Annotated in this window: 11 protein-coding genes and 1 other RNA gene; 4 read left to right on the top strand and 8 right to left on the bottom strand. The window is 55.8% G+C overall.

Annotated elements, in window-relative coordinates:
- Positions 1-64: 64 nt before the first annotated feature.
- Entirely contained in the window at positions 65-1,159 is a 1,095-nt protein-coding gene (gene ydiK / locus KW828_RS01115) for an AI-2E family transporter YdiK (protein ID WP_218334615.1), read from the top strand.
- 186 nt (positions 1,160-1,345) lie between these two features.
- Positions 1,346-1,452: antisense sRNA RprA (gene rprA / locus KW828_RS01120), an RNA gene on the top strand.
- 64 nt (positions 1,453-1,516) lie between these two features.
- Here rprA and ppsA read toward each other — a convergent pair.
- Positions 1,517-3,895, bottom strand: coding sequence for a phosphoenolpyruvate synthase (gene ppsA, locus KW828_RS01125; protein WP_218334616.1), 2,379 nt, complete (start codon positions 3,893-3,895; stop codon positions 1,517-1,519).
- 332 nt (positions 3,896-4,227) lie between these two features.
- On the opposite strand from ppsA, the gene KW828_RS01130 reads away from it, so the two are divergent.
- Positions 4,228-5,061, top strand: a complete 834-nt coding sequence (locus KW828_RS01130; protein ID WP_218334617.1) for a pyruvate, water dikinase regulatory protein — start codon at positions 4,228-4,230, stop codon at positions 5,059-5,061.
- A 179-nt stretch (positions 5,062-5,240) separates the two neighbouring features.
- Positions 5,241-6,287, top strand: coding sequence for a 3-deoxy-7-phosphoheptulonate synthase AroH (aroH, locus tag KW828_RS01135; protein ID WP_218334618.1), 1,047 nt, complete (start codon positions 5,241-5,243; stop codon positions 6,285-6,287).
- A gap of 256 nt (positions 6,288-6,543) precedes the next feature.
- On the opposite strand, the gene selO is transcribed toward aroH, so the two are convergent.
- From selO to ihfA, 7 genes are all read right to left on the bottom strand, one after another.
- Positions 6,544-7,986: a protein adenylyltransferase SelO gene (gene selO / locus KW828_RS01140; RefSeq protein WP_218334619.1), complete on the bottom strand. Its 1,443-nt coding sequence runs from the start codon at positions 7,984-7,986 to the stop codon at positions 6,544-6,546.
- 61 nt (positions 7,987-8,047) lie between these two features.
- Positions 8,048-8,761 (bottom strand): EAL domain-containing protein, encoded by a 714-nt coding sequence (locus KW828_RS01145; protein ID WP_218334620.1) that lies wholly within the window; start codon positions 8,759-8,761, stop codon positions 8,048-8,050.
- Positions 8,762-9,081: 320 nt separating this feature from the next.
- On the bottom strand, positions 9,082-9,546 hold the full coding sequence (locus KW828_RS01150; protein WP_218334621.1) for a C40 family peptidase: 465 nt from the start codon (positions 9,544-9,546) through the stop codon (positions 9,082-9,084).
- Positions 9,547-9,623: 77 nt separating this feature from the next.
- Positions 9,624-10,373 (bottom strand): vitamin B12 ABC transporter ATP-binding protein BtuD, encoded by a 750-nt coding sequence (gene btuD, locus KW828_RS01155; RefSeq protein ID WP_218334622.1) that lies wholly within the window; start codon positions 10,371-10,373, stop codon positions 9,624-9,626.
- A complete protein-coding gene (locus tag KW828_RS01160) occupies positions 10,373-10,924 on the bottom strand; it encodes a glutathione peroxidase (protein WP_218334623.1) in 552 nt (183 codons plus the stop codon). The genes btuD and KW828_RS01160 overlap by 1 nt, the downstream gene beginning before the upstream one ends.
- Before the next feature lie 36 nt (positions 10,925-10,960).
- A complete protein-coding gene (btuC, locus tag KW828_RS01165) occupies positions 10,961-11,941 on the bottom strand; it encodes a vitamin B12 ABC transporter permease BtuC (protein WP_218334624.1) in 981 nt (326 codons plus the stop codon).
- Positions 11,942-12,042: 101 nt separating this feature from the next.
- Positions 12,043-12,342 carry an integration host factor subunit alpha gene (gene ihfA, locus KW828_RS01170; RefSeq protein WP_006820203.1) on the bottom strand — a complete coding sequence of 100 codons (300 nt, stop codon included), beginning with the start codon at positions 12,340-12,342 and terminating at the stop codon, positions 12,043-12,045.

The raw sequence follows: 12,342 nt of genomic DNA on the forward strand, positions 1-12,342 counted from the left end.
GGTTTAGAAAGTCATTTTCACGTCGCGCTGGCGTTCCGGCGTACCTACAGGATGAAGAAAGAATATGGTTAATTTTCGACAGGCCAGGGATGTACCGCAGGTAATGCTGTCGGTGCTGTTTTTAGCGCTCATGATTGTCGCCTGTCTGTGGATCGTGCGCCCGTTTGTGCTGGGATTCGCCTGGGCTGGCACTATTGTAATTGCCACCTGGCCGCTGTTTTTACGTCTGCAACGTCGGCTGCTGGGCCGCCGCTCACTGGCGGTGCTGGTGATGACGCTGTTCCTGATCCTGGTGTTTGTGATCCCCGTTGCGCTGCTGGTGAACAGTCTGGTGGACGGCAGCGGCCCGGTGATCCATGCCATTACCGCCGGCGATATGAGCCTGCCGGATCTGGCGTGGCTGAACAGCATTCCGCTGGTGGGCGACAAACTGTATACCGGCTGGCATAGCCTGCTGGATATGGGCGGCAGCGCCATTATGGCGAAAGTGCGTCCTTATATTGGCAGCACCACCACCTGGTTTGTCGGCCAGGCGGCGCACATTGGCCGCTTCCTCATGCACTGTATGCTGATGCTGTTATTCAGCGCCCTGTTGTACTGGCGCGGCGAGCAGGTGGCGCGCGGTATCCGTCATTTCGCGACCCGACTGGCGTCCACGCGTGGCGATGCGGCGGTACTGCTGGCGGCACAGGCGATCCGCGCCGTCGCGCTGGGTGTGGTGGTGACGGCACTGGTACAGGCAATTCTGGGCGGCATCGGTCTGGCGATTTCCGGTGTGCCCTATGCCACGCTGTTAACCGTCGTCATGATCCTCTCCTGCCTGATTCAGCTTGGACCATTGCCGGTGCTGATCCCGGCCATTATCTGGCTGTACTGGAGCGGCGACACCACCTGGGGCACGGTGCTGCTGGTGTGGAGCTGCGTGGTCGGTACGCTGGATAACGTCATCCGCCCCATGCTCATCCGTATGGGCGCTGACCTGCCGCTAATCCTGATTTTATCCGGGGTGATCGGCGGGCTTATCGCTTTCGGCATGATTGGCCTGTTTATCGGTCCGGTATTGCTGGCGGTGAGCTGGCGTCTGTTTGATGCGTGGGTGCAAGAAGTGCCCGCGCCCGTGGAAATCCCGGCGCAGCTCGGCAAAGACCAGAGTGAATAAAACGTAATTAATGGCGGGGAAACCCGCCTTTAATTAAGCATTACTAATCAATTCTCTGCCTGTCTGCGAATATTCCTGGATACCTTCCCGCCACATCCCACTTCTTTGTCGCAAATTCTTTACGCTTATTTAACTATTGAGACGAATCTGATCGACGCAAAAATTCACCATGCCTACTATTAGGACACGGTTATAAATCAACATATTGATTTATAAGCATGGAATCCCCTGAGTGAAACAACGAATTGCTGTGTGTAGTCTTTGCCCATCTCCCACGATGGGCTTTTTTTTATCCTGAAAACGCCTTATTCAGGATAAAAAAATCCCCGGACCAAACCGGGGATGAATATTAAGTGATTATTTATTCAGTTCGGCCAGACTGAGCCAGGTTTGCACCACGGTATCCGGGTTGAGCGACAGACTATCGATCCCCTCCTCCATCAGCCAGGCAGCAAAGTCTTCATGGTCAGACGGGCCTTGTCCACAGATGCCCACGTATTTGCCCTGTTTCTTCGCCGCGCGGATCGCCATCGACAGCAGCGCTTTCACCGCGTCGTTACGCTCGTCAAAGAGTTCAGAAACCACGCCGGAATCGCGGTCAAGCCCCAGCGCCAGCTGCGTCATGTCATTAGAGCCGATGGAGAATCCGTCGAAGTACTCAAGGAACTGTTCAGCCAGCAGGGCATTGGACGGGATCTCACACATCATGATCACTTTCAGGCCGTTTTCGCCGCGCTTAAGCCCCTGGCGCTCCAGCTCTTCAATGACCGCTTTCGCCTGTGCCACCGTACGTACAAACGGGATCATGATCTCGACGTTGGTCAGCCCCATATCGTTACGCACGTATTTCACCGCCTCGCACTCCAGCGCGAAGCAGTCGCGGAAGCTATCGGCCACGTAGCGGCCCGCGCCACGGAAGCCGAGCATCGGGTTTTCCTCCTCCGGCTCGTAACGCGCCCCGCCTACCAGGTTGGCGTATTCGTTCGATTTAAAATCGGACAGGCGCACAATCACCCGTTTCGGGTAAAACGCGGCACCCAGCGTGGCGATGCCTTCGCTTAGACGTCCAATATAAAAGTCTTTCGGCGAATCGTAGCCTTTCATCAGCGCGCGGATCTCGTTTTGCAGCGCTGGCTCCTGGTCGTCAAATTCCAGCAGCGCGCGCGGATGCACGCCGATCATGCGGTTGATAATAAATTCCAGACGGGCAAGCCCCACGCCTTCGTTAGGCAGGCAGGCAAAATCAAACGCGCGATCCGGGTTACCGACGTTCATCATGATTTTTAACGGCAGATCCGGCATGGTGTCGACGCTGGAGCTTTTGATACTGAAATCGAGCATCTCGGCGTACACGTAACCGGTATCGCCTTCGGCGCAGGAGACGGTGACTTTTTCGCCATCCTTCATGCGCTCGGTGGCATCGCCACAGCCCACTACCGCCGGAATGCCAAGCTCACGGGCGATGATCGCCGCATGGCAGGTGCGTCCGCCACGGTTAGTGACAATCGCCGCCGCTTTTTTCATGATCGGCTCCCAGTCCGGGTCGGTCATGTCGGTGACCAGCACATCGCCTGGCTCAATCCGGTTCATTTCGCTGATGTCGTGGATCACTTTCACCGGACCCGCGCCAATGCGGTGGCCAATAGCGCGGCCTTCAGCGATGATTTTGCCCTGGTCATGCAGCGTGTAGCGCTCCATCACCTGACCACGTGAACGCACAGTTTCGGGGCGCGCCTGCACGATAAACAGTTTCCCGGTATGGCCGTCTTTCGCCCATTCGATGTCCATCGGTCGGCCATAGTGCTTCTCGATCTGCACCGCCTGTTTCGCCAGCTCCTGCACTTCGTCGTCGGTAAGCGAGAAGATGTCGCGATCGGCTTCGGGCACATCTTCAATGCGCACCTGTTTGCCGTGCTCCTGGGTTGGGGCATAAATCATGCGGATTTTTTTCGAACCCAAGGTACGGCGCACGATCGCCGGACGCCCGGCTTCCAGCGTCGGTTTGTGCACATAGAATTCATCCGGGTTCACCGCGCCCTGCACCACCATTTCACCCAGCCCCCAGGCCGAGGTGATAAAGACCACCTGGTCGAAGCCGGATTCGGTATCAATGGAGAACATCACACCGGACGACGCGAGGTCGGAACGCACCATCCGCTGTACGCCCGCCGACAGCGCGACGCCGCGATGGTCATAGCCCTGATGGACACGATAAGAGATGGCGCGGTCGTTAAACAGAGAGGCATACACATGTTTAACGGCCACCAGCACGGCGTCATAGCCCTGCACGTTTAAGAAGGTTTCCTGCTGGCCGGCAAAAGAGGCGTCCGGCATGTCTTCTGCGGTGGCGGAAGAGCGCACCGCAAAAGAGGCTTCCGCGTCGTCAGCCGACAGCCGGTTATACGCCTCGTGAATGGCCTGTTCCAGTTCTGGCTGGAAAGGTGTGTCGATGATCCACGCCCGAATTTGCGCGCCTGCTTTCGCCAGCTCGCCCACGTCATCAATATCCGTTTTATCCAGCAGATCATAGATGCGTTCGTTAACGCCGCTTTGATCAAGAAACAGATTAAAAGCATCCGCGGTGGTGGCAAATCCGTTCGGTACGGCAACACCCATACCGGACAGATTGGTGATCATTTCACCCAGGGAGGCATTTTTGCCTCCAACTCTGTCTACATCATTCATGCCGAGTTGGTTATACCAAAGCACCAGCGGTGACGAGCCATTGTTGGACATCGAACAATCCTTTTGTGATATATGAACGGGTTTAGGAAAGACCTGATAACACAATTATCCTGGCATACTTACTCTGTTGAAAAAAACGGTGAATCGTTCAAGCAAATTTTATTTGTGCTTTTTAAGACTGTTTCCCTGGGCGTGGTAAGTCACTGAATCAACTAATTTCATGAGATTGTGTGCATTATTCCCTGCACGTCTAAAAATGAAATGCACTTTTCATTAAAAATAAAAACAGCATTTCACTTTTTAAATTATCCATCGCTGACTACGCAGCCTGATGATTTTAATTTATGCTTTTATGTCATTACGAATGGCGACGAGATGGGAAAATGGATAATTCTGTAGACAGGCACGTTTTTTATATTTCCGATGGCACGGCAATCACCGCTGAAGTTCTGGGTCATGCGGTAATGTCGCAGTTTCCGGTGGCCATCAACAGCATCACCCTGCCCTTTGTCGAAAATGAGAGCCGTGCGAAAGCCGTAAAAGAACAGATCGACGCCCTGTATCAGCAGACGGGCATTCGCCCGCTGGTGTTTTATTCCATCGTGTTGCCGGAAGTGCGCAACATCATTACGCAAAGCGAAGGATTCTGTCAGGACATCGTGCAGGCGCTGGTCGCGCCTTTACAGCAGGAACTGAAGCTCGATCCCTCTCCTGTTGCGCACCGCACGCACGGGCTGAATCCCGGCAACCTGATCAAATACGATGCGCGTATCGCCGCTATTGACTATACGCTGGCGCACGATGACGGCGTGTCGATGCGCAATCTCGATCAGGCACAGGTTATTTTACTGGGCGTGTCACGCTGCGGTAAAACCCCCACCAGCCTCTATCTGGCGATGCAGTTTGGCGTGCGCGCTGCCAACTATCCGTTTATTGCCGACGATATGGATAATCTGGTGCTGCCCGCTGCGCTAAAACCCCTGCAACATAAACTTTTTGGCCTCACCATTAACGCGGAACGTCTCGCCGCCATACGCGAAGAGCGCCGGGAAAACAGCCGTTATGCCTCGCTGCGCCAGTGCCGGATGGAAGTGGCAGAAGTCGAAGCGCTGTACCGGAAAAACCAGATCCCTTATCTCAACAGCACCAATTTCTCCGTGGAAGAGATCGCCACCAAAATCCTCGACATGATGAAGCTCACGCGCCGGATGTACTAACGATTAAAAATCCTCTTGAACTAGTAAGCTAGTACATCGGTTGAAATTTCGTTATCATTGCCTTTTGGTTTGTGATGCACATCACGCCCGTACTTGAAATACGACGGGATTGGTTTATCGTGATGTCCATCACTTCCCGGCAGTCCTGCCGCTGAAGCCACAAATTTCTGAGAAATGTAATGAATAAAACCGATGAACTGCGTACTGCGCGCATAGAGAGCCTGGTGACCCCGGCTGAGCTGGCGCAACGGTATCCTGTTTCCGCAAGCGTAGCGGAACATGTCACGGCCTCACGACGTCGCATTGAGAAAATCCTCAACGGTACGGATCGCCGTCTGCTGGTGATCGTCGGGCCGTGCTCGATTCACGACCTCGACGCCGCGATGGATTACGCCCGCCGCTTACAGCCGCTACGTGAAAAACACCAGCACCGGCTGGAAATCGTGATGCGCACCTATTTCGAAAAACCACGCACCGTCGTGGGCTGGAAGGGGCTGATTTCCGATCCGGATCTCAACGGCAGCTATCGCGTTAATCATGGCATCGAACTGGCACGCAAGCTGCTGTTGCAGGTGAACGAACTGGGCGTCCCTACCGCCACCGAATTCCTCGATATGGTGACCGGGCAGTTTATTGCCGATCTCATCAGTTGGGGTGCTATTGGCGCGCGTACCACTGAAAGCCAGATCCACCGGGAAATGGCCTCGGCGCTCTCCTGCCCGGTGGGTTTCAAAAACGGCACTGATGGTAATACGCTGATCGCCGTGGATGCGATCCGCGCCTCCCGCGCCAGCCATATGTTCCTCTCGCCGGATAAATCCGGGCAGATGACCATCTACCAGACCAGCGGTAATCCCTATGGTCACATTATTATGCGCGGCGGCAAGCAGCCGAACTATCAGGCGGCCGATCTGGCGCAAGCCTGCGTCACGCTGCGTGAATTCAATCTGCCGGAGCGCCTGGTGGTGGATTTCAGCCATGGCAACTGCCAGAAACAGCATCGCCGCCAGCTTGCGGTATGTGAGGATATTTGCCAGCAGATCCGCGGCGGTTCGACAGCCATTGCCGGGATCATGGCGGAAAGTTTTATTGAGGAAGGCACGCAGAAAATCGTCGCCGGTCAGCCGCTGGTGTACGGCCAGTCGATCACTGACCCTTGCCTCGGCTGGGACGACAGCGAAACGTTGCTGGAGATGCTCGCCCGCGCCGTTGACAGCCGCTTCTGACGGCTGAGGCCACCGCGTTGCCCGGCGGCGCTGCGTTTGCCGGGCCTACATCTGGAATTACCACTTTGCCCGGCGGCACTGCGCTTGCCGGGCCTACATCTGGAATTACCGCTTTGCCCGGCGGCACTGCGCTTGCCGGGCCTACATCTGGAATTACCGCTTTGCCCGGCGGCGCTGCGCTTGCCGGGCCTACATCAGTCGATCCCAAAGTGAAGGTAGGCCGGGTAAGGCAAAGCCGCCACCCGGCACCCTTCGCCTAGCTTGAACAGCTCACTTCCAGACGCTTACCCCAGTCCGGTGGACGACTGACGTAATCATCATTGCGATCGGCAAACGGCGTGCGCAGTGCCGTATGCAGACGCGCCAGCTCGGTCATATCACCCTGCTCGGCCTGTTCAATAGCACGCTGGGCCAGCCAGTTACGCAGGACCATGGCCGGATTCACCGCCTTCATCTGCGCCTGACGTGTCGCATCATCAATCCCTTCCCCCTGCAAACGCGCACGATAATCCGCAAACCAGGCATCAAATCCTGCCCGGTCGATAAACTCGTCGCGCAGCGGTGAACGGGCGCTGTGTTGTTCCGTCTGGCTCAGCAGACGGAAAGTGCGGGTGTAGTCGCTGCCTTCTCTCGCCATCAGTGCAAAGAGACGATTCAGTATCTCGTTATCGCCTTTCTGCTCTGTCGTGAAGCCCAGTTTGCCGCGCATCAGTGCGCCATAGTCGCGCAGCAACACCTGCTGATAGTTTTCCAGCGCCTGATTTAGCACGTCAACCGCCACAAAAGGCGACAGAGTTTGCGCCAGCTTTTGTAAGTTCCACAACCCGACGCCTGGCTGATTATCGAAGCGATAACGGCCCTGGTAATCGGAGTGGTTACAGATATACCCCGGCTGGTAATCGTCGAGGAAACCGTAAGGGCCGTAATCAATAGTCAGGCCGAGGATCGACATATTGTCGGTATTCATCACACCGTGGGCGAATCCCACCGCCTGCCAGCGGGCGATCAGCGACGCGGTACGGCTGACCACATCGTTAAACCACAGGGCATATTTATCTGCCTCATCCTGCCACTGTGGCCAGTGATGGCGAATAACGAAATCCGCCAGCTTCTGCACCTTTTCCGGTTCGCGCCGGTAGTAGAAATGTTCGAAGTGACCGAAACGCGCATGGCTTTGCGCAATGCGGATCATCATTGCGCCCTGCTCGGTGGTTTCCCGGCGCACCGGCGTATCGCTGGTGACAATCGACAGCGCGCGCGTGGTAGGAATGCCGAGATAGTGCATGGCCTCGGAGGCCAGGCTTTCACGAATGGTGGAACGCAGTACGGCGCGGCCATCGCCCATACGCGAGTAAGGCGTCAGTCCAGCCCCTTTGAGATGCCAGTCGCGGGTGGTGCCATCGGCAAGCAACTGCTCGCCCAGCAGAATGCCGCGTCCGTCACCAAGCTGACCGGCCCACACGCCAAACTGGTGACCGCTGTAAACCTGCGCCAGCGGCGACATGCCAGGCAGCAGCGCTTCGCCGCCCCATACGCCTGCGCCTGACGCTGAATCAAACAGCGATGCGGGGATGCCCAGGCTTTCGGCCAGCGGTGCGTTATGCCAGACCAGACGCGCATTCTGTAGCGGTGTGGGTTGCAGTGCGGTGTAAAACTCCGGCAGCTCATCGCGCCAGTGGGTTGTAAAAGACAGGGTCATGTTTCCTCCTGTCTTAAGTGTAGAGGGTAATGCAGCGGTTAAACACGGGATAACCGCAAGGTTATCCCTGCGCCAGCGTCGTCAAGTTGTTCACACTGACGGGCGGCCATAACGCGCCCATCATCGCCGGGAAATTAAATGGCATGACGCGCTGAAGAGTAGATTCATTATCAATGCCCGCGATGATCATTGACTGACAATAAGGTTTTACCTGACTGGCAATGGTTCGTATAAAAGGTTCGAACGCCGGAGAGGTTAATCGATGATGGACAAAGTTTTTATCCAAAATCACTCGCTTAAACATTCCATCGAATATGGCACGGGTGGAACTCATTCCCGATCCAAAATTCCCCAGCACCAGAGAATAACGTTCGGCTAGCAGTGAAAGCTCTGGATGACTTTTGCCTTTATTTAAATCGGGATAATTCTCATTAATTGTAAATTCCAGAAAAGGGAAACGCTCAACGCTGGCGGCCAATTGCGGATCGCTTAAAAGCGCCCCGGCAATCACCGGAGTTATATTTATCCACGCGGGAATATGGTGCTGCATGAAAAAGAGTTTACAGGCGTCAAGTAATTCCAGTTGCTCGGCGAACAAGGTCAGCGCGGACTGGGCAGACAGGCGCGGCAACACCTGCCCGGCAGGCGTATGGGCGTGACCATCTGCGCCAATAAAATTGACGATAATTTCCAGGCCTTCCAGCTTGCCTTGTGCGCTACGGGCGGGCTGTAATAACAGCTCGGTGCGCCATGTCGATTCAAGCGTTACGATCATATCGCCAGTCCCATTATCGGGGTGTTTCCCGGCTCGCTGAAAGGGGGTGTAATACCATTCACCGCTATGGGCTGTAGACGAAATACTTTCATTTTTTCCTTTTAATTACGGTTCATCCTTTGCCCTAAGGCAAATCTTATCCCGAAAAAATTTTAATTGCCAGCATCGTAAATTTCATTAACACAATAGTTTAGAAATATTAACAGGCTAATTAATTAGGATGATTTACCAGGAATAATCCGCAGTGAAATAATTAGAAAAGAAAAAACAAAGAAAATGAGATACATTTACCCACCGCGCCCGGTGGGTAAATGTCCGAATTAAATGCGGCGGGCTTGCCAGAAATTTTTACGCCAGTAGACGTTATCCAGCGAGGAGCGCATCACACCGCGGCTGGTGGAGGCATGAATAAACTGGTTATCGGTGTCGTAAATGCCGACGTGCAGGCCGCTTTCGCCTGAGCCGGTTTTGAAGAACACCAGATCGCCGGGCAGCAGATCGTCTTTGTCGATTTCAGTGCCAATCTTCGCCTGCTGGCGGGTTTCGCGCGGCAACTGTAAGTCGAACTTGTCACGGAAGGTCATCAGCACAAAGCCGGAACAGTCCACGCCGCCGCGACTCATACCGCCATAGCGATACGGCGTGCCACGCCAGTTGCTAAGTTGATCGTTAAGACCCGCGATAACGGTGATCGAGTCGGAAAGACGGGGATTTGGCGGCGGTGCGCGATGGCTGCTGCACCCTGCCAGAAACAACGCTGCTGCGAGTAAAAACCAGAAACGCATACCGGACGCATCCTATTCATTATTATTTCTGCAGAAATTTAGCCTGTGAGCTGTGTTATGCGCAAGTTGCCATTCACTTATTGCGCGGAAATCAGCACGCTGTGCCCCTCAATGTTCAGGCGACGAAATGGAATGTGATAAGCCTTTTCCAGATTGGCAGGCGTCATGACACGATCGCGTGCGCCGCTGGCGACCAGTTGCCCCTTGCACAGCAGCCATGCACGATGCGCATGACGCAGCGTATGGTTGAGATCGTGGCTGCTCATGACAATAGTCAACCCCGCTTCGCACAGCGCGCTGAGAAGCCTGTCCAGCGCGGCCTGTTGCGCCACATCGAGACTGTTCATTGGCTCATCCAGCAGCAGCAGTTGCCCGTGAGGATTCCCCTGCGGATGGATCTGTAAGATCACGGCCGCCAGACGAACACGTTGCCATTCGCCGCCGGATAACTGGCTGGTGGCGCGACCGAGCTTATCGCTCAGACCGAGCGCGGCCGCGACCGCTTCGCTCAGCGCCGTGTCAGGTTGGTGCCGCTGATGCAATGTCAGAAAGTGCCAGACCGGCATGGAGAACGGCGGCATCTGCTGCTGCGCCAGAAAGGCGCGGTGGCGGGCAAGCGAGGTGGCATGCCAGGCATCCAGCGATTTATCGTTGAAGGTGACGCTGCCCTGCCCCTGGGTCAGCCCCGCCATACGCGCCAGCAGTGTGCTTTTCCCGGCACCGTTAGGGCCAACAAGATGCAGGATCTCGCCACGGTGAATATCGCCGCTAAGCGGCCCGAGGCGATCCTTCGCTTCAACATCCTGTAATTGCATCAGTACTGACATTATTTCGCCAGTGCGGCCTTGATGGCTTCCATCACAATCGGATCTTCCGGGGTCATGTCTGGCGAGAAGCGCTGCACGACCTGGCCATCACGACCAATAAGGAATTTCTCGAAGTTCCACAGGATGTCATCCGGGTACAGCGGCGCGCGGCCTTTGCTGGCCAGGCGCTCCTGAAAACCGCTCGCTTCCGGCGCAACGGCGGTCGGTGCTGCGGCTATCAATTTGCGGTACAGCGGGTGACGATTTTCACCGTTGACCTCGATTTTGCTGAACATCGGGAACGTCACGCCATACGTCGTGCTGCAAAAGGTTTTGATCTCTTCTTCGCTGCCCGGCTCCTGGCCGAGGAACTGATTGCACGGGAAACCCAGCACCACCAGACCGGCATCTTTCCAGGCTTTCTGGATGTTTTCCAGCTGCTCGTACTGCGACGTGAGGCCACATTTAGAGGCCACGTTGACGATCAGCAGCACCTTGCCTGCATAGTGTTCCAGCGTCGTGTGTTCGCCATCAATGGTGGTCACATCGGTATGTAAAATCTCGTGTTGCATAACATCCCCTTAGTTTGCAGATCGTATAGCCGGGTCTTAACGCCCGGCCTTTAATAATAGCCAGATAAATACAGGTGCGCCCAGTGTGGCAGTCACGACGCCAATCGGCAGCTCTGCTGCACTCAGCGCCAGACGCGCAACGATGTCAGCAAACAGCAGCGCTGAAGCCCCCGCCAGTGTGCAGCCGGGGAGCAGGATGCGGTGATCGGTAATCCCGCACAGGCGGAGAATATGGGGGATCACCAGCCCGATAAAGCCAATCGCACCCGCCAGCGCCACGCTGACGCCCACCATCCAGCCGGTGGCGAGCACCAGCACGTTGCGCCAGAACCACAGCGACAGCCCCAACTGGCGGGCGGAGGTTTCTCCCAGCGCCAGCATGTTAAGCGGCTGCGACTGGACGCATACCCACGCCATAACGGGTACCAGCGCCAGCATCAGCCAGCTTTGTTGCCAGTCAACGCCGCCGAAGCCGCCCATCATCCAGTACATGAGCTGGCGCAAGTCGAAGGAGGTGGAGAAATAGATCGCCCAGGTCATCAGAGCGCTACAGATAATGCCCAGCGCCACGCCCGCCAGCAGCAGACGGCTGGTGGAAAGATGCCGATGTGCAAACCGCAGCAGAATAAGGGTAATGACCAGCGCGCCGCAGATAGCGCACAGGCCCAGCGCCCATTCGGGCAAGACCCCCTGCCCGAGCATCACGGCAGCGATAAGCCCGACCCCTGCCCCGTTCGATACGCCCAGCAGCCCCGGCTCCGCCAGCGGGTTTTCAAATAGCGCCTGCATGATCGCCCCGCACAGCGCCAGCGCGCCGCCCACCAGCATCACCGCCACGGTTCTCGGCAGACGGATTTGCCAGACAAATAAGCGCCCGGCGTCGCTAAACCATGCCTCGGGGGCGATCCACTGATCCCCGGCACACAGGCTGAAGGTGCAGGCAATCAGTAGCAACAGAGCGAGGAAGCACAGCCTGCGGCGATCGTGGCGGTGCTGATGACGGGCCAATGCCTGCATAATGTCTGCTATTCGGTGAAATGATGTGTTTGATTTTAATGCTGATATTGCAAGGAGGAAAGAAAAAAGGCCGCAGTTGCGGCCTTTTTGGTTAGCTCAGATTACTCTGCTTTGGGCGAAGCGTTTTCGACGCGGCTTTTTAACTTCTGGCCGGGTCTGAAGGTCACCACGCGCCGGGCTGTAATGGGAATATCTTCACCCGTTTTCGGGTTACGGCCCGGGCGTTGATTCTTATCACGCAAATCGAAATTACCGAAGCCAGAGAGTTTCACCTGTTCACCGTTTTCCAGAGCGCGACGGATCTCTTCGAAAAACAGCTCTACAAGCTCTTTGGCATCTCGTTTGCTAAGCCCAAGCTTATCAAACAGATATTCTGACATTTCAGCTTTTGTTAGCGCCAT

Source organism: Enterobacter sp. ENT03, from assembly GCF_019218745.1.
GTDB lineage: Bacteria > Pseudomonadota > Gammaproteobacteria > Enterobacterales > Enterobacteriaceae > Enterobacter_D.